The 17007-nt window shown below is 46.2% G+C and carries 18 protein-coding genes; 12 read left to right on the top strand and 6 right to left on the bottom strand.

Features of this window, described 5'->3' with window-relative positions; translation table 11 throughout:
• The first annotated feature begins 25 nt into the window (after nt 1-25).
• Together DWY57_RS02595 and DWY57_RS02590 are read left to right on the top strand one after the other, a co-directional pair.
• The gene (locus tag DWY57_RS02595) at nt 26-685 is read left to right on the top strand and encodes a CatA-like O-acetyltransferase (protein WP_117601618.1); all 660 of its coding nucleotides are present in this window, start codon (nt 26-28) and stop codon (nt 683-685) included.
• A gap of 224 nt (nt 686-909) precedes the next feature.
• Complete coding sequence (locus DWY57_RS02590) at nt 910-1572, top strand: DUF2490 domain-containing protein (RefSeq protein WP_119961304.1); 663 nt, start codon at nt 910-912, stop codon at nt 1570-1572.
• 27 nt (nt 1573-1599) lie between these two features.
• Here DWY57_RS02590 and DWY57_RS02585 read toward each other — a convergent pair whose 3' ends face one another.
• A complete protein-coding gene (locus DWY57_RS02585; protein ID WP_119961353.1) occupies nt 1600-2685 on the bottom strand; it encodes a DUF4421 domain-containing protein in 1086 nt (361 codons plus the stop codon).
• Nucleotides 2686-2865: 180 nt separating this feature from the next.
• On the opposite strand from DWY57_RS02585, the gene DWY57_RS02580 reads away from it, so the two are divergent.
• The 6 genes from DWY57_RS02580 to DWY57_RS02555 all read left to right on the top strand — a co-directional run bounded on the left by DWY57_RS02580 (nt 2866) and on the right by DWY57_RS02555 (nt 10555).
• The gene (locus DWY57_RS02580; RefSeq protein ID WP_016272848.1) at nt 2866-3357 is read left to right on the top strand and encodes a PaaI family thioesterase; all 492 of its coding nucleotides are present in this window, start codon (nt 2866-2868) and stop codon (nt 3355-3357) included.
• A gap of 355 nt (nt 3358-3712) precedes the next feature.
• Nucleotides 3713-4564, top strand: coding sequence for an ATP phosphoribosyltransferase (hisG, locus tag DWY57_RS02575; protein WP_044467625.1), 852 nt, complete (start codon nt 3713-3715; stop codon nt 4562-4564).
• A 61-nt stretch (nt 4565-4625) separates the two neighbouring features.
• A complete protein-coding gene (gene hisD / locus DWY57_RS02570) occupies nt 4626-5924 on the top strand; it encodes a histidinol dehydrogenase (RefSeq protein ID WP_119961303.1) in 1299 nt (432 codons plus the stop codon).
• 66 nt (nt 5925-5990) lie between these two features.
• The gene (gene hisC, locus DWY57_RS02565) at nt 5991-7034 is read left to right on the top strand and encodes a histidinol-phosphate transaminase (protein WP_119961302.1); all 1044 of its coding nucleotides are present in this window, start codon (nt 5991-5993) and stop codon (nt 7032-7034) included.
• Between the two features lie 13 nt (nt 7035-7047).
• Nucleotides 7048-8199 (top strand): bifunctional histidinol-phosphatase/imidazoleglycerol-phosphate dehydratase HisB, encoded by a 1152-nt coding sequence (hisB, locus tag DWY57_RS02560; protein WP_119961301.1) that lies wholly within the window; start codon nt 7048-7050, stop codon nt 8197-8199.
• A gap of 85 nt (nt 8200-8284) precedes the next feature.
• A complete protein-coding gene (locus DWY57_RS02555) occupies nt 8285-10555 on the top strand; it encodes a cation:proton antiporter (protein WP_117601648.1) in 2271 nt (756 codons plus the stop codon).
• A gap of 21 nt (nt 10556-10576) precedes the next feature.
• Here DWY57_RS02555 and DWY57_RS02550 read toward each other — a convergent pair whose 3' ends face one another.
• The 5 genes from DWY57_RS02550 to DWY57_RS02530 all read right to left on the bottom strand — a co-directional run bounded on the left by DWY57_RS02550 (nt 10577) and on the right by DWY57_RS02530 (nt 13857).
• Nucleotides 10577-11563 (bottom strand): Gfo/Idh/MocA family oxidoreductase, encoded by a 987-nt coding sequence (locus DWY57_RS02550; RefSeq protein ID WP_117601647.1) that lies wholly within the window; start codon nt 11561-11563, stop codon nt 10577-10579.
• Nucleotides 11564-11578: 15 nt separating this feature from the next.
• Complete coding sequence (locus tag DWY57_RS02545) at nt 11579-11998, bottom strand: RNA-binding S4 domain-containing protein (RefSeq protein WP_117601646.1); 420 nt, start codon at nt 11996-11998, stop codon at nt 11579-11581.
• A complete protein-coding gene (gene pth, locus DWY57_RS02540; RefSeq protein ID WP_117601645.1) occupies nt 11995-12558 on the bottom strand; it encodes an aminoacyl-tRNA hydrolase in 564 nt (187 codons plus the stop codon). Before pth ends, DWY57_RS02545 begins: the two co-directional genes overlap by 4 nt.
• Nucleotides 12559-12720: 162 nt before the next feature.
• On the bottom strand, nt 12721-13311 hold the full coding sequence (locus tag DWY57_RS02535) for a 50S ribosomal protein L25/general stress protein Ctc (protein ID WP_117601644.1): 591 nt from the start codon (nt 13309-13311) through the stop codon (nt 12721-12723).
• 138 nt (nt 13312-13449) lie between these two features.
• Nucleotides 13450-13857, bottom strand: a complete 408-nt coding sequence (locus DWY57_RS02530; RefSeq protein WP_117601643.1) for a PUR family DNA/RNA-binding protein — start codon at nt 13855-13857, stop codon at nt 13450-13452.
• Between the two features lie 219 nt (nt 13858-14076).
• On the opposite strand from DWY57_RS02530, the gene nusB reads away from it, so the two are divergent.
• From nusB to coaE, 4 genes are read left to right on the top strand one after another with little or no spacing between them, the layout of a single operon-like run.
• On the top strand, nt 14077-15003 hold the full coding sequence (gene nusB / locus DWY57_RS02525; RefSeq protein WP_117601642.1) for a transcription antitermination factor NusB: 927 nt from the start codon (nt 14077-14079) through the stop codon (nt 15001-15003).
• 38 nt (nt 15004-15041) lie between these two features.
• Nucleotides 15042-15377, top strand: coding sequence for a preprotein translocase subunit YajC (yajC, locus tag DWY57_RS02520; RefSeq protein WP_009038121.1), 336 nt, complete (start codon nt 15042-15044; stop codon nt 15375-15377).
• A 15-nt stretch (nt 15378-15392) separates the two neighbouring features.
• The gene (locus DWY57_RS02515) at nt 15393-16409 is read left to right on the top strand and encodes a YbbR-like domain-containing protein (protein ID WP_119961300.1); all 1017 of its coding nucleotides are present in this window, start codon (nt 15393-15395) and stop codon (nt 16407-16409) included.
• Nucleotides 16399-17007, top strand: coding sequence for a dephospho-CoA kinase (gene coaE / locus DWY57_RS02510; RefSeq protein WP_119961299.1), 609 nt, complete (start codon nt 16399-16401; stop codon nt 17005-17007). The genes DWY57_RS02515 and coaE overlap by 11 nt, the downstream gene beginning before the upstream one ends.

The following is a 17007-nucleotide window of genomic DNA, read 5'->3' as shown; positions in this document are numbered from 1 at the left end:
TTTTTTCACTAAATCCCCTTTTTGTATGAAACACATTATAGACATTGATGCTTGGGAACGTCGGGATAACTACGGCTTTTTCCGCAGTTTTGTAAATTCCTGGTATTCCGTCACTACAGAGATTGACTGCACGGAAGCCAGTGCTGCAGCCCGGGCTGCAAAGCGCTCCTTTTTCCTTTATTATCTGTATGCTGTGGTGCGTTCGGCTAATGAAGTCGATGAACTCCGTTACCGTACCGACAAGGAAGGCCGGGTTGTTTTTCACGACCGGGTGGACATCATTTCTCCGATAGCTGTTCCCGGAAAGACATTCTATACCGTGCGCATTCCCTACCACGAAGACTTTGAGCGTTTCTATGCCGAAGCTTACGCCTTGATAACAAACATACCCGAGGACGGTGACCCTTATGGAGCCGAAAAGATTCTTGCCGGGCAAGGCGATTACGATGTGGTCCATCTGAGTGCAGTTCCCAAAATGTATTTCACCTCGATAACCTATACACTTGCCGAAGCAGGCAACGGTTGCAGTTATCCGTTGATGACTGCCGGCAAGGCTGTATCCCGTGAAGGTCGTCTGGTATTTCCTCTTTCCATCTATGTGAACCATGCTTTTGTCGACGGTTCTCATCTGACCTCCTTCTTCGGAAAGGTGGAGGAGTATTTGAAAGAGATTTCACATAAATGAATCCCCCAAAATAAATAATCTATGAAACGCTTATAAGGGTGTTTTTTCATGCTACAAATATATATGATGCCATACATATATGGCAACTTTGAGTTGTTTTTTGTATCTTGGTTTCTGTTTTTTAAGTATCATTGAAAAATCGGAAATGTGCAGACAAGATTTGTAGTATTACAGAATTGTTACAGAATTTATCCTTACCTTTGACACTTTAACAGAATAAGCGTATGGTAAGTAATATATCTTCATGCACGAAAGTACTTGTTTTGCCGATAGTTCTATGGGTTGTTTCGTCTTTTTCCCTGTGGGCGCAGGAGAAGGATTTTGCCACTTGGGCGAATGCCGGTTTCGAATATAAGTTGAAGCCGGCACTTACTGTTTCCGGTGGGCTGGAGTGGCGTACAAAGGATGATTTGGGAAAGACAGACCGGTGGGGGCTGAAGGTGGGGGGAAGCTATAAGCTGTTGCCTTTCTTGAAGCTTGGAGCCGGGTATGAGACGCATTACCGCAATCGGGGGGCGGATGGCTGGAAGTTCCGGCACCGCTACCGTTTGGAAGGCACTCTGTCTGCCCGTGTGCAAAGGGTGAAACTGTCCTTGCGTGAGCGCTTTCAGCATACGTTCGATGGACATACGGACGAGTTGCGTTTGCGCTCACGTGCGAAGGTGGCATATGACATTCCGAAGTGCAAGGTGGAGCCGTATGCTTCGGCCGAGATGTATAATGGTTTGAATAGGACAGAGCACTTCGGAGTAAAGCGGATGCGTTATCGCGGAGGCATTACGTTGCCCTTGTCCGAGCGCTGGGAGGCGGACATCTTCTATTGCAGACAGTGGGAGAAGGATAAGCGGAAAGATATAGTAGGGGTGGAGTGTGTTTATAGCTTTTGAGGGGAGATGAGGGCTGAAAGCCTTTTTTTACTTTTTGTTCTTCCGGTACTCCTTTTTCAGATAAAAGTTGAATCCGGCATATATTTGGAGGGTGCCGAACCCGTTGTTCAGGGAGAAACTGTTTTTGTAGTAGTCGTATGTCCGTCCTACGAATGAGGTACCCACGAAGTATTTGCTGTTGTTGTATACCACACCTGCACGCAGAATGAAGTCGATATTGAAATTCTTGTACCAGTCGTCCGCTTCCCGCTCTTCTGTCTTCTCTATGCGTGATGTCTTGTAGGCGACAGCCGGATTGAACGATAGGCATGCGAGGCAGTTGCGGGCAAACACCCAATTGTAGGCATAGCCGGCGTTGAGGCTGATATTCGTGTATTTGATATGTTTCACCTTCATACCCGGGTTCATGGCTCTCTGAATTATTTTGGGCAGCTTGGTATAGTCGAAGTTCAGATTGTGGGTGGATACGGAGAATCCGGCAATAAAAGAACCTGCATTGCGGCGCTGGTTGGTGGACTGGCTGAAGGCAGCCGGATAGGAGAAACGTCGGTTGTTGAAAATGTAATATAGATTCACCCCCTTCATTTTTACTTTCAATCCGTTGAAGTCTTCGGAATAATTGGAGGGAATCTCGTCGGAAAAGCCGGATACCTTGTGTATCTTATAGTCGTTTCCGGTGCTGCGATAGAAAATGTCGACTCCCAGTTTGGAACTGTAAAGACTGAGATCAAACTCCGTACCGCGCTTTTTCTTGCTTTTCTTTCCGTAGAGCCAGTCCGTATCGACAGCCCATCCCAGGAATATCCAACGCCATCCGAAGTAAGCGCCTATCTTGTTGTGCGGGTTGGGCGAAAAACGGAGCCGCTGACCGTCATTGCCCACGGAGTAATACTCGTAATTGGTGAAATGGTCGAGCATCAGGGCGTAATTGTATCGGTTGGGACTGATATAGGTAGTGTCGAAGTCACTGAAGTCGAGGAATTTCTTCAATGCTTTTACGAAGGTATTTTTATGTACGATGCTGTCGCATGTGACGGAACCGTTCTCCTTGTTTTGCGCAAACAATGAGAATGTAAATAGTATCCATAAGCAGAAAAAGACCCCTTTTTGCATCTTGTTGTTCTCTCTCATTTATACAAAGCTAAATAAAATAACCGGTTTAGAACAGCATCCCACTAATTTTTCGATGAAAAAGGCATTAATAATTTGTAGTTTTCAATCGGAATGACTAATATTGAACGTTTTATTGAGAGAATATATGAATCAGAGCCAGATAAAAAAGAAGAATACGATATGAAGAAGATTATCAATCCGTGGAAAGATATGGAGGGGTACAACTGTTTCGGTTGCTCTCCCGACAATGAAGCAGGTGTGAGAATGGAGTTTTATGAGGACGGTGACGAGGTGGTGAGTATCTGGAAGCCGCGTCCGGAGTATCAGGGATGGCTGAATACGTTGCATGGAGGCATCCAGTCCGTATTGCTGGATGAAATCTGCGGTTGGGTAGTGTTCCGCAAGCTGCAGACTGGCGGGGTGACATCGAAAATGGAGACTCGGTTCCGCAAATCCATATCGACCAACGACACGCATGTGGTGCTGCGGGCTTCACTTCGGGAGCAAAAGCGGAATATCGCCATCATAGAAGCACGTCTGTACAATAGCATGGGAGAACTTTGTACGGAAGCTACCTGCACTTACTTCACCTTCCCGAAAGAGAAAGCGGAAACGGAAATGCATTTCCATAGCTGCGAAGTGGAGCAGGAGGAAATATTGCCGTTGATTTGATTGTTTTACCACAGATTACACAGATTTGCACAGATTGAAATAAAAATAATCTGTGCAAATCTGTGTAATCTGTGGTGAAGTAAGATGAATTTGAAAGAAAAAATAAACTTTTTGTGATAAATCTTTTGAAGTTTCAAACTTTTAGTTTACTTTTGTCGCATTAAAACCAAAAAAATATGAAGAATATCGTTGCACATCATCACCATCATCATCCTGACGAATAACTCGGTGGGCGTATGAGTGTATATGTACAACAAATGACATAAATGACGAGGCTTGCCGAATATTGGTAAGCCTCGTTTTGTTTTCTGCCATCTCATTCAAAATAGTAAATCGTAAAATAGTAAATAGCCTTATGTTAAGAATTGCAGTACAAGCTAAAGGTCGTCTTTATGACGAGACCATGTCATTTTTGGGAGAATCGGATATTAAGTTAAGTGCCATGAAGCGTTCGTTGTTGGTGCAGTCGTCAAACTTTCCTCTTGAAGTGTTGTTTTTGAGGGATGACGACATTCCGCAGTCTGTGGCTACTGGAGTGGCTGATATAGGCATTGTGGGTGAGAATGAATTTGTTGAGAAGAATGAGGATGCGGAGATAATCAAGCGTCTGGGATTCAGCAAGTGCCGTCTGTCTCTTGCCATGCCGAAGGATATTGAGTATCCGGGGGTGAAGTGGTTTCATGGAAAGAAGATTGCGACATCTTATCCGGGCATCCTTTCCGGCTTTTTGAAAGAGAATGGGGTGAATGCGGAGATACACGTCATTACGGGGTCAGTAGAAGTGGCGCCGGGCATCGGTCTGGCAGATGCTATTTTCGATATTGTAAGTTCCGGTTCTACGCTGGTGAGCAACCGTTTGAAGGAAGTGGAGGTTGTGATGAAGTCGGAAGCGCTACTGATTGGCAACAAGAACATGAGCGAGGAAAAGCAAGAGATATTGAGGGAGCTGTTGTTTCGTATGGATGCCGTGAAGACAGCCGAAGATAAGAAATATGTGCTGATGAATGCCCCGAAAGAGAAACTGGATGAGATTGTCTCTGTACTTCCGGGCATGAAGAGCCCCACGGTGATGCCGTTGGCGCAAGAAGGCTGGTGCTCGGTACATACCGTACTCGACGAGAAATGTTTCTGGGAGATAATTGGAAAGCTGAAAGCGTTGGGGGCGGAAGGCATTCTGGTGCTGCCGATTGAGAAAATGATAATTTAAAGCCTCGACACACCTCCAAGAATATCATGGCTTATGCATAAATCTTTAAAAACATGTCATTATGATATTGATTAGTAATCCCGATAAATTCCAGTGGCAAGAGATTCTGAAACGTCCGGTGATGAATACGGAGAATCTGTTTGATACGGTGCGGAGCGTTATTGACCGTGTGAAAGCGGAGGGAGACTGTGCTGTACTGGATTATGAAAAAAAATTTGATAAAGTGGTGCTGACTTCGCTGGCTGTGTCGGAAGAGGAACAGCAGGAAGCGGAAAACCTGGTGAGTGAAGACTTGAAAGCAGCTATTCGACTGGCAAAGCAGAACATTGAGACTTTCCACGCGGCACAACGCTTTGAGGGCAAGAAAGTGCAGACTCGGCCGGGGGTGACCTGCTGGCAGAAAGCGGTTGCTATAGAAAAGGTGGGATTGTATATCCCCGGAGGAACGGCTCCGCTGTTTTCTACGGTACTGATGCTGGCCGTTCCCGCCAGGATTGCCGGATGCAAGGAAATTGTTCTCTGCACCCCTCCGGGACGTGACGGAAAGGTACATCCCGCTGTGCTGTTTGCCGCAAAAGTGGCAGGTGTCAACCGGATTTTCAAAGCTGGCGGCATACAAGCCATTGCCGCTATGGCATACGGAACGGAAAGTGTGCCTAAAGTTTACAAGATATTCGGTCCGGGAAATCAGTATGTCACGGCTGCCAAACAGCTTGTGAGCTTGCGTGATGTGGCGATAGATATGCCGGCAGGACCTTCGGAAGTAGAAGTTCTGGCTGACGAAACAGCTAATCCGGTTTTTGTCGCCGCCGACTTATTGAGCCAGGCAGAACACGGAGTGGACAGTCAAGCTATATTAATTACGACCTCTGTCGAATTGCAACAAGCTGTAAAGGTGGAAGTGGAATGCCAACTGGCCTTACTGCCACGTAAAGAGATTGCCGAAAAGTCTCTTGCCAATAGCAAACTGATTGTAGTGGACAGCATGGAAGAAGCCATCGAACTGACCAACGCGTATGCTCCCGAACATCTTATCATAGAAACCGAGGATTATCTTTCTGTGGCAGAACGTATCGTGAATGTCGGTTCTGTATTCTTGGGTTCTCTTACTCCGGAGAGTGCGGGAGATTATGCTTCGGGCACAAACCATACCTTGCCGACAAACGGCTATGCTAAAGCATACAGCGGTGTCAGCCTCGACAGCTTTATCCGCAAGATAACTTTTCAGGAGATAAAGCCGGAAGGATTGAATATCATCGGCCCTGCCATTGAGCTGATGGCTGCCAATGAACAGCTGGATGCGCATAAGAATGCTGTGAGTGTGAGACTGGGGCAGTTGGAAAATGGAAATGAAAATTGAAAGTTGAAAATTGAGAGTTGATGGCTTAAAGTAATTTTAATCGTAAATTGTCAAATCATAAATAACATGGTGAAAACATTACAAGAACTTACCCGTCCGAATATCTGGCGTCTGAAGCCTTATTCTTCAGCACGAGATGAATATAATGGTGCTGCGGCATCCGTTTTTCTCGATGCAAACGAGAATCCTTATAACATGCCGCACAACCGTTATCCCGACCCCATGCAGCGGGAGTTAAAGACTGAATTGTCTAAAATTAAAAAGGTGAGTCCCGATTCCATCTTCTTAGGGAATGGCAGTGATGAAGCTATCGATTTGGTGTTCCGTGCTTTTTGTGAACCCCGTGTGGACAATGTAGTGGCCATCGACCCTACTTACGGCATGTATCAAGTCTGTGCCGACGTTAATGATGTGGAGTACCGCAAAGTGCTGCTCGATGAGGATTTCCAGTTCTCTGCCGACAAGCTTCTGGCTGCTGCGGATGAGCATACCAAACTGATTTTTATCTGTTCTCCCAACAATCCTACCGGCAATGACCTGCTCCGTAGCGAAATTGAAACGCTGATTCGCCGGTTTGATGGGTTGGTGATACTGGACGAGGCATACAATGACTTCTCCGAGGCACCTTCCTTCCTTGAAAATTTGAATCAATATCCGAATCTCATTGTGCTGCAAACCTTTTCCAAAGCATGGGGATGTGCTGCTATCCGTCTAGGTATGGCATTTGCCTCACCGGAGATTATCGGCATCCTCAATAAAATAAAATATCCCTATAACGTGAACCAGTTGACACAGAAGCAGGCAGTGGAAATGCTTCACCGCTATTATGAAATAGAACGTTGGGTGAAGACCCTGAAAGAAGAGCGGGAGAACCTGGAAGCCGAGTTCGCCGCACTGCCATGTACGGTGAAGATGTTCCCCTCTCATGCCAATTTCTTCCTGGCCCGTGTGACGGATGCTGCGAAGATTTACAATTATCTGGTAGGTAAGGGTATCATTGTCCGCAACCGTAACTCCGTGTCACTCTGCGGAAATTGCCTGCGGGTGACGGTAGGAACGAGAGGGGAGAATGAAAAATTGATTGAAGCGTTGAAAGTTCTTACGATTTGAGCATTTAGCATTTATGAAGAAGAAAGTACTTTTTATAGACCGTGACGGAACTTTAGTCATTGAGCCGCCGATTGATTATCAGTTGGACTCCCTGGAGAAGCTGGAGTTCTATCCGAAAGTGATGCGTAATCTTGGCTTCATCCGCAGCAAGCTGGATTTTGATTTTGTGATGGTGACCAATCAAGACGGGCTCGGCACAACTTCCTTTCCAGAAGAGACCTTTTGGCCGGCACACAACCTGATGATGAAGACATTGGAAGGCGAAGGCATCACCTTCGACGACATCTGCATAGACCGCAGCATGCCCGATGACAATGCACCAACCCGTAAGCCGCGTACCGGGATGCTTACCAAATACCTTGATAACCCGGACTACGATTTGTCCCACAGTTTCGTCATCGGTGACCGGCCTACGGATGTGGAGTTGGCAAAGAATTTGGGATGCCGCGCCATTCTTCTGCAAGATGATATGGCTTTATTGAAACCCATCTCCGAAGGTGGCAGTGCCGCTTGTGACGGACTTAAAGATTACTGCGCTCTCGCCACCAAGGATTGGGATAAGGTGGCCGAATTCCTCTTTGCCGGTGAGCGTACAGCGGAAGTACGTCGCACTACCAAGGAGACAGATATATATGTATCTTTGAATCTGGATGGCGACGGGTATTGTGACATCGTGACCGGACTGGGCTTCTTCGACCACATGTTGGAACAGATAGGCAAGCACGGTGGTATGGACCTTACCATCCATGTGAAAGGTGACCTTGAAGTGGACGAGCATCACACCATCGAAGATACTGCCCTTGCCCTGGGCGACTGCCTTTATCAAGCCTTAGGAAGCAAACGAGGCATTGAACGCTACGGCTATGCTCTTCCTATGGACGATTGTCTTTGCCAGGTGTGTCTCGATTTTGGCGGACGTCCGTGGCTTGTATGGGGTACCGAGTTCAAGCGCGAGAAGGTAGGAGACATGCCTACGGAAATGTTCCTGCACTTCTTTAAATCCTTGAGCGATGCTGCCCGGATGAATCTCAATGTAAAAGCCGAAGGACAGAACGAACATCATAAGATAGAGGGCATCTTCAAGGCGCTGGCACGTGCGCTGAAGATGGCGGTGAAGAGGGATATTTATCACTTTGGGCTGCCAAGCTCGAAAGGAGTGTTGTAAAAAGGAAATAGAGGATGAATTGTTCCTCCATCTTATTAAACTTTTCACTATCTTTGTCAACAAAAAGGTATACAGACGAAGAATTATGTCACACTTGGCTCCCCTTATAGCTGATTTAGCTCTGATATTGATTTGTGCGGGGATTATGACCCTGCTTTTTAAGAAGTTGAAGCAACCATTGGTATTAGGATATGTAGTTGCAGGATTCCTTGCCAGCCCTCACATGGCTTATACACCGTCGGTGATGGATACGGCTAATATACAGACCTGGGCGGATATAGGTGTTATCTTCCTGTTGTTTGCACTGGGATTGGAATTCAGCTTCAAGAAGATTGTGAAGGTGGGAGGGGCAGCGATTATTGCTGCGTGTACCATCATCTTTTGTATGATATTGTTGGGTGTGGCGGTAGGTACCGGTTTCGGCTGGAAACGGATGGACTGCATATTTCTGGGCGGTATGATTGCCATGTCGTCCACCACCATTATCTATAAGGCGTTTGATGATTTGGGGATGCGCAAGAAGCAGTTCACGGGTCTGGTGCTCAGTGTGCTTATTCTGGAGGATATTCTTGCCATCGTATTGATGGTGATGCTCTCCACGATGGCAGTCAGCCATAACTTTGAGGGTACGGAGATGCTGGAGAGTATTGCCAAACTGCTGTTCTTCCTGATACTTTGGTTCGTGGTGGGTATTTACCTCATCCCCGGATTGCTGAAGCGGTGCCGGAAGTTGATGAGCGAGGAAACTTTGCTGATAGTCTCTCTTGGACTCTGTTTCGGTATGGTGGTGATGGCTGCGCATACGGGATTTTCGGCTGCTTTCGGTGCATTTATCATGGGCTCCATTCTCGCCGAAACGGTAGAGGCGGAGAGCATAGAGCGCCTGGTGAAGCCGGTCAAGGACTTGTTTGGCGCCATCTTTTTCGTATCGGTCGGCATGATGGTAGACCCGGCTATGATTGTGGAGTATGCGGGACCTATTGTCGTGATTACTTTGGCGGTCATTTTCGGACAATCCCTCTTCGGGACGCTGGGGGTGCTGCTGGCGGGGCAACCGCTGAAGACGGCCATGCAGTGCGGTTTCAGTCTGACGCAAATCGGTGAGTTTGCTTTTATTATAGCTTCGCTGGGCGTGTCGCTGCATGTCACCAGCCATTTTTTGTATCCTATTGTGGTGGCGGTGTCTGTCATCACTACTTTCCTTACTCCTTATATGATTCGTTTGGCAGAGCCCGCTTCCAATCTTGTGGATACGCATTTGCCGGAAAAATGGAGAAAGTTCTTGACCCGCTATGCTTCAGGTTCGCAGACCATGAACCATGAAAGTCTGTGGAAGAAACTGATATTTGCACTGGTCAGGATTACGGTTGTATATTCCATCATTTGCGTGGCGGTGATAGCTTTGGCGTTCCGTTTTCTGGTGCCTTTCGTGCACGACAGTCTGCCCGGGGTATGGGGCTCTTTGTTGGCTGCCTTTATCATCATTCTGTGTATAGCTCCGTTTCTGCGTGCTATCATGATTAAAAAGAATCACTCGGAAGAGTTTGTGACTTTATGGAAGGATAACCGTGGAAATCGGGCGCCGTTAGTGGCTACCATTGTATTGCGCCTGCTGTTGGGTGTTTCGTTTGTCATGTTCGTTATAGCCGGTTTATTCAAGATGTCTGTGGGACTGGTATTTGGGGTGGCGGTGTTGCTGGTGACTTTAATGATACTTTCCCGTCAGTTGAAGAAGCAGTCCATAATGATAGAAAGGACATTCTTCCAGAATCTGCGGTACCGCGACATGCGTGCCGAGTATATGGGAGAGAAGAAACCGGAGTATGCGGGGCGTCTGCTGTCACGCGACTTGCACCTGACAGATTTTGAGATTCCCGGCGAATCGGAATGGGCAGGCAGGACATTGGCAGAGCTGAATTTTGGAAAGAAATACGGTATCCATGTGGTCTCTATCCTTCGGGGCAAGAAACGGATTAATATTCCTGGAGCGTCTGTCCGTCTTTTTCCGCAGGACAAGATACAAGTAATTGCTACGGATGAGGAATTGAGCATTTTCGGTCAGGAGATGGATAAGGTGTCTGCCATGAATGCGGATGTGATAGAGAAGAGTGAAATGATTCTACGCCAATTCTGTGTGGACGGGCAGTCTCCTTTCCTGAACAAGACCTTGAAAGAAGCAGGGATACGCGAGAAATATCACTGTCTGATTGCCGGTGTGGAGCGGGGAGGGGAGACCTTGCATGCTCCCGATCCGCATGAACCTTTTGTAGAGGGAGATGTGGTATGGATTGTAGGCGAGAGTGTCGATGTGTACAAACTGGTCGGCCGAAAATGCGAAGGTTTCGACATGGGGTAAGATTTACCCCATGAACGCTAATCAGAGTTTGTTCAGTATTTTGTCCATTACCCAGTTGGTAAGAGTGGCGCTTTCACCGTCACAGCTGCAGATTGACTTGCCTAGCAGGTGGTCTACCACTGCCTGGATAAGCGGTTGCTGGACGTAAGTGGGATTTTCAACAATGATTTCCTCACGCCCTCTTTCTGTGTGCAGCGCAATGGGGTCATAGGTGAACACGGAGAAACAAATCATGCCTTTGTCTCCAATGATTTCTATACGATCTTCGCGGGCAGATTCGTGGGCGACGAAACACCAGGAGCCGCTGCCCACCAGTCCGCTGTCAAACTGGAAACATGCGCTTAGGGTGTCCTCGGCTGGATATAGTCCGCCACGGTTGCTCTTGTAGCCGCTGGCTTCAAGGATACATCCGAAGATTTCCTGCAACAAATCTATCTGGTGGGGTGCAAGGTCATAGAAGTATCCTCCACCGGCAATATCCGGTTGCACGCGCCACGGTAGGTTTTCCTTGTTATGGTCGAGGTCGCGGGGAGGCTGGGCGAATCGGATTTGAATGTTGATGATGTTGCCAATATGTCCTTCCTCTACCAGTGACTTTACCTTTAGGAAGTAGGGCAGATAGCGGCGGTAATACGCAACAAAACATGGAACACCCGTTTCTTTGGAAATGCGGTTGATGCGGCAGCACTCTTCGTAGGTAACAGCCATCGGCTTCTCTATGTAGACCGGTTTACCTGCCTTCATGGACATGATGGCGTACGTAGCATGTGAAGAAGGAGGAGTGGCAATGTACACGGCGTTCACCTCTTCGTCGTCAATCAACTCCTGGGCATCGTCGTACCATTTGGGAATCCCTCTTTCCTTGGCGTAGGTCTTGGCCTTGTCACCATTTCGACTCATGACGGCCACAACTTCGGAGTTCTCTATTTTCTGAAATGCCGGTCCGCTTTTGTATTTGGTCACTTCTCCGCAACCGATGAATCCCCATTTAATTATTCTCTCGCTCATAATCTTTCCCTTATTTTACTCTTCCTCGAAATCGAATTCAAAGTCGAAATCATCCAGAAATTCCGGTTCTGTAAATTCTTCCAGGCTCCGGCGGTCTTTTTTCGTTGGCCGTCCAGTACCTTTGGCACGGTTGACGAAACCGCTGACACGGCTCATTTCCAGCAGTTCATACTGTTCCGGAGCCGTTACATTCTCCATCATTTCAGCTACTAACTTTGCGCCGACACGCTTTTCAATGGGTTGCAGTACTTTGAAGGAATAGGTGACGGGGGGCTTGCGCACTTGGATGACGTCTCCCGGTTTCACCGTACGGGCAGCCTTTGCCAGTGCGCCATTGATGCTGATGCGCCCTTTTTTGCAGGCTTCGGCAGCTATGGTACGTGTTTTGAAGATGCGTACAGCCCACATCCATTTGTCAATTCTGGCTTCGTTCATTTCTTGTTATATTGATTCATGGTGATATCTATTCCCGCCAGACAGAAACTTTTGATGATTTCTCCGGCTGTTTCCAATCTCTCGCCCATTGTTTTCCAATCTTCATCGGTAAAATGTCCCAGCACATAGTCAATCTGTCCGCCACGGGGAAAGTCATTGCCGATTCCAAAACGCAGGCGTGCATAGTTCTGGGTGCCCAGCGTTACTGCAATATGCTTAAGGCCGTTATGTCCCGCATCGCTTCCCTTACCTTTCAGGCGCAGTGTACCGAAAGGCAGTGCAAGGTCATCTACCACTACCAACACATTCTCCAATGGAATGTTTTCCTTTTGCATCCAGTAGCGTACGGCGTTACCGCTGAGGTTCATGAAGGTGGAAGGCTTCAGTAGTAATAGTTGGCGTCCCTTGACTGACAGCGTTGTGGTGAAGCCATAACGTCCGTCGGTAAAAGTGGCACCTGCTGCTTTTGCCAGAGTATCTACTACCATGAATCCGATGTTGTGACGGGTTTCGTGATATTCGGGGCCGATATTGCCCAATCCTACAATTAAATATTTCATTGTCAGTGCTTCAAGTCTATTCTCTTTCTCCTTTCAGAGGAGAAAGAGCAGTAAGAAAAAGAACGCGGATTATCGCAACTTTCCGCGGAAATCAGTATGAAATCTGCGTTGGCTGCGTTAATCCGCGTTCCCCAATATTTAGTCTTTCTTGGAAAGAATTGATTAGTTGCCTGCAGCAGCAGCGGCACCTCTTGCAGCACGAGTCAGCTTAACGGCGCATACAACAGCTTCTTTGGCATTCAGCAATTCCAATCCTTCGTATTGCAATTCGCCAACTTTAACAGTCTTACCAAGTCCCAAGTGAGTAACGTTGATAGTCAGTCTTTCAGGAATTACGTTATACAAAGCTCTTACTTTCAGTTTACGCATCTGGAGTACCAGCTTACCACCAGCCTTAACACCTTCTGCCAAACCTTCCATCTGTACCGGAACTTCCATAACGATAGGCTTAGCCTCGTCAATTTGATAGAAGTCAACGTGTAGGATGGTATCCTTTACGGGGTGGAATTGGATATCTTTCATGATAGCGTTTACTTTCTTGCCATCAATCACCAAGTCAACTACGTAGATGTGCGGAGTATAAACCAAATTGCGCAGACCTTCTGCAGGTACAGTGAAGTGAACATTTTCACCTGCACCATAAAGTACGCAAGGTACACCGTTGTTTTTACGAATAGCTTTCAAAGCTCTTGCTTGTTCCGAAGAACGTTCTGCAATAGTTCTTGCAGTTCCTTTTACTTCAATTGATTTCATTTCTAAAAAAATTGTGTTACTCTAAATTAAGTAAATTTTTTGCTTAATTCACCATCACACGATGTGGTTTACCACACGATGTTGCAAAAAAGCGGTGCAAAAATACAGCTTCTTTTTGAATTATCAAAAGGTTATAACTTAAAATTCAATGTCTATTTTGATTTCTCCGTCCAGGGGGCAAGCTTTTTCCTCTTGTGGTACTTCTTCTTTGTGTGTTTCGGGAGTTTCAGCCTCGTCGTCAGCGGTATGTCTTGTGTGGAAACCCTGTTGCTCCTGGATGAAGCCGATGGCCTGCTGGAGTCCGTTCATGAACTTTTCAAAATCTTCTTTGTATAGAAAGATTTTGTGCTTTTCGAAACTTACCTGCGAGTCGTCACCCTCGCCCATCACGATTTTCTTGCTTTCCGTAATGGCGAGAAACATTTCGTCTTTTCTGTTTTTCTTGACGTCTAAATAGTAGATGCGCTTACCTGCTTTGATGGATTGGGAGAATACAATCTCCTTGTCGTTCATGTCCGCTGCGTTTTTCTTCTTAAAGTCTTCCATATTATAATAGGTCTCAATTTTGATATTATCACCTTAAAACTTGTATCTCGTAGCTTTTAGCTCTTTATCGGGCTCAAAATTGACGATTTTTTTTAAACTGTCAAAAGAAAAAGACCGGATAATCAATATCTGCATTAAAAAATGTGATTTATTTATGTAAACTCATTAAAAATGCCTACTTTTGCGCCTTGTTAAAACACTAGTATTTACTTTAGAATTATGATCAACAGAGTTCTTATTCGTCTTAAGATTATACAGATTGTATATGCTTATTATCAGAATGGCAGTAAAAATTTAGACTCAGCGGAGAAAGAATTATTCTTTAGCCTTTCAAAGGCATACGACCTCTACAACTACCTGCTGATGCTGATGATAGCTTTGACGAACTACGCACAAAAACGTATTGATGCGGCAAAAGCTAAGCTGGCTCCCACTGCCGAGGAGCTGTATCCCAACATGAAATTTGTGGAAAACAAGTTTATAGCCCAGTTGGAAGTGAACAAACAATTGACGGAATTCATCGCCAACCAAAAGCGCACGTGGGCCAATGATGAAGACTTCGTCAAGGGATTGTATGAGAAAATTGTGGAATCAGATATATATAAGGAATATATGGCTTCTTCGGACGATTCTTACGAATATGATCGTGAATTGTGGAGAAAACTGTATAAGACTTTTGTTTTCAACAACGAAGCCTTGGACAGTGTGCTCGAAGACCAGAGCCTTTACTGGAACGACGACAAGGAGATTGTGGATACTTTCGTGCTGAAAACCATCAAGCGCTTCGAAGAGAAGAATGGTGCCAACCAGGAGCTTTTACCAGAGTTTAAGGATGAGGAAGACCAGGAATTTGCACGCCGTTTGTTCCGCCGTGCCATCTTGAACTGTGACTATTACCGTCATCTCATCAGTGAGAATACGCGTAATTGGGACTTGGACCGTGTAGCCTTTATGGATGTTGTAATCATGCAGTGTGCATTGGCCGAAATATTGAGTTTCCCGAACATTCCGGTGAGTGTTTCGTTAAACGAATATGTCGATATTGCCAAAGTTTACAGCACGGTCAAAAGCGGCAGCTTCGTGAACGGTACATTGGACGGAATAGTTAATCAATTAAAAAAAGAAGGTAAGTTAACGAAAAACTAATACCTTTGTTTAATAATAGAAACCAAAACTGAGTATTTATGAACTTAATGACTGTATTCTTCCTGCAAGCTCCTGTTGCAGGGCCTGCTGGTGGTGGTAGCATGATGTGGATTATGCTGATAGCCATGTTCGTTATTATGTATTTCTTTATGATTCGTCCTCAAAACAAGAAGCAAAAGGAAATCGCAAACTTCCGTAAATCGCTTCAAGTGAATCAGAAAGTAATCACAGCCGGTGGCATCCATGGTGTTATCAAGGAAATCAACGACAATGATGTGGTGCTTGAAATCGCTTCCAACGTTAAGATTCGTATAGACAAGAATTCTATTTTTGCTGCAGCTGCTGATGCGAATAGCAGTCAGGCATCTAAATAATAGAAATGTGAGCCTATGTTTGAACGTAGGAACATACAACGTACATATCTGAAGATATCAAGAGAAGTGAAGGACTTTCTGCTTAGCGATAAAAGCAGAGAGTTCTTCATTTTTTTGTTTTTCTTCTTTGTGGCCGGTGGCTTCTGGCTCTTGCAGACCTTGAACAACGACTATGAGGCGGACTTCTCTATACCGGTGCGGCTGAAGGGAGTACCCAATAATGTGGTGATTACTTCTGAACCTGTTTCAGAACTCCGCATCAAGGTAAAGGATAAGGGAACGGTACTGCTCAACTATATGTTGGGAAAGAGCTTCTATCCTGTTATTCTCGATTATGCCGATTATACGGGTGTGGATAATCAAGTAAGGATATATCCCCCGCAGTTTGAAAAGAAAGTGCTGAACCAGCTGAATGCTTCTACCCGCCTGCTTTCCATGAAGCCGGATACATTGGAGTACATCTATTCGACGGGAGCCTCCAAACTGGTGCCGGTGAAGCTGCGCGGCACGCTGAGTGCCGGACGTGAGTATTATCTTTCGGATACGATATTCAGTCCCGATTCCGTATTGGTGTATGCGCCGCAAGGCGTGCTGGATACGATTACTGTTGCCTATACGCAACCGGTGAAGCTGGAAGATATATCGGATACCTTGAGACAGCAAATCCCCCTGCGTGTTCAGAAAGGTGTGAAGTTTGTGCCTTCTTCCATTGAGATGATGCTTCCGGTGGATATTTATACAGAAAAGACAGTGGAGGTGCCGTTGCGTGGCGTTAACTTTCCTGCCGACAAGGTGCTGCGCGCTTTCCCTTCTAAGGTGCAGGTCACGTTTCAGGTTGGTCTGAGTCATTTCAGGCAGATTAACGCTGATGATTTTCATATTTACGTGTCTTATGAGGAACTGCTTCGTCTGGGTTCCGACAAGTATACGGTAAAGATCAAGAATCTGCCGAAAGGGGTGAGCCAGGTGCGCTTCAATCCGGCACAGGTGGATTTTTTGATAGAGCAAATTTCTCCTGATTATGGCGATTAAGATAGGTATAACCGGTGGTATCGGTAGCGGAAAGAGTATGGTATCCAGACTGTTGGAAGTGCTGGGTGTTCCCGTCTATATCTCGGACTTGGAAACGAAAAAGCTGATGGTATCCGATTCATTTATCCGCGAGGAATTGTCTGCCTTGCTTGGTGCGGAAGTGTATGCCGGTGGTACACTGAACAAGCCTTTGTTGGCGTCTTATCTTTTTGGCAGTCCGGAGCATGCCCAAAAAATCAACGGTATTGTGCATCCTCGTGTAAAGGAGGATTTCAGGCGGTGGACACAATGTCGCGCCGCTTCTTCCATTGTCGGTATAGAATCGGCCATTTTGGTTGAAGCGGGGTTTGCAGGTGAAGTAGATGCTATTGTTATGGTCTATGCGCCCGAAGAGGTGCGTATTTCACGTGCCGTCTGGCGGGATGCTTCCTCGCGCGAATTGATAGAAAAGCGTATCCGTAGCCAGATGGATGACGAAGAAAAGCGTAAATATGCAGATTTTGTCATTGTAAATGATGGCGAAACTCCATTGATTCCGCAAGTTTTAGAGCTAATCGGTTCGCTATCTGAAAAAATGCACTATCTGTTACGAAAATAG

It is taken from the genome of Bacteroides sp. AF25-5LB, assembly GCF_003602965.1.
In the GTDB taxonomy this organism is placed as follows: domain Bacteria; phylum Bacteroidota; class Bacteroidia; order Bacteroidales; family Bacteroidaceae; genus Bacteroides; species Bacteroides uniformis.
This window is presented reverse-complemented; position numbering and strand designations above follow the sequence as displayed.

Excerpts from the sequence above, each read along its gene's own strand:
- hisD (WP_119961303.1), top strand. The coding sequence starts at position 4,626 with ATGATATTGATTAGTAATCCCGATAAATTCCAGTGGCAAGAGATTCTG.
- DWY57_RS02595 (WP_117601618.1), top strand. The coding sequence starts at position 26 with ATGAAACACATTATAGACATTGATGCTTGGGAACGTCGGGATAACTAC.
- hisB (WP_119961301.1), top strand. The coding sequence starts at position 7,048 with ATGAAGAAGAAAGTACTTTTTATAGACCGTGACGGAACTTTAGTCATT.
- DWY57_RS02530 (WP_117601643.1), bottom strand. The coding sequence starts at position 13,857 with ATGGAAGACTTTAAGAAGAAAAACGCAGCGGACATGAACGACAAGGAG.
- DWY57_RS02590 (WP_119961304.1), top strand. The coding sequence starts at position 910 with ATGGTAAGTAATATATCTTCATGCACGAAAGTACTTGTTTTGCCGATA.
- DWY57_RS02550 (WP_117601647.1), bottom strand. The coding sequence starts at position 11,563 with ATGAGCGAGAGAATAATTAAATGGGGATTCATCGGTTGCGGAGAAGTG.
- DWY57_RS02555 (WP_117601648.1), top strand. The coding sequence starts at position 8,285 with ATGTCACACTTGGCTCCCCTTATAGCTGATTTAGCTCTGATATTGATT.
- hisG (WP_044467625.1), top strand. The coding sequence starts at position 3,713 with ATGTTAAGAATTGCAGTACAAGCTAAAGGTCGTCTTTATGACGAGACC.
- DWY57_RS02580 (WP_016272848.1), top strand. The coding sequence starts at position 2,866 with ATGAAGAAGATTATCAATCCGTGGAAAGATATGGAGGGGTACAACTGT.
- DWY57_RS02515 (WP_119961300.1), top strand. The coding sequence starts at position 15,393 with ATGTTTGAACGTAGGAACATACAACGTACATATCTGAAGATATCAAGA.
- nusB (WP_117601642.1), top strand. The coding sequence starts at position 14,077 with ATGATCAACAGAGTTCTTATTCGTCTTAAGATTATACAGATTGTATAT.
- pth (WP_117601645.1), bottom strand. The coding sequence starts at position 12,558 with ATGAAATATTTAATTGTAGGATTGGGCAATATCGGCCCCGAATATCAC.
- DWY57_RS02535 (WP_117601644.1), bottom strand. The coding sequence starts at position 13,311 with ATGAAATCAATTGAAGTAAAAGGAACTGCAAGAACTATTGCAGAACGT.
- yajC (WP_009038121.1), top strand. The coding sequence starts at position 15,042 with ATGAACTTAATGACTGTATTCTTCCTGCAAGCTCCTGTTGCAGGGCCT.
- DWY57_RS02545 (WP_117601646.1), bottom strand. The coding sequence starts at position 11,998 with ATGAACGAAGCCAGAATTGACAAATGGATGTGGGCTGTACGCATCTTC.
- DWY57_RS02585 (WP_119961353.1), bottom strand. The coding sequence starts at position 2,685 with ATGCAAAAAGGGGTCTTTTTCTGCTTATGGATACTATTTACATTCTCA.
- coaE (WP_119961299.1), top strand. The coding sequence starts at position 16,399 with ATGGCGATTAAGATAGGTATAACCGGTGGTATCGGTAGCGGAAAGAGT.
- hisC (WP_119961302.1), top strand. The coding sequence starts at position 5,991 with ATGGTGAAAACATTACAAGAACTTACCCGTCCGAATATCTGGCGTCTG.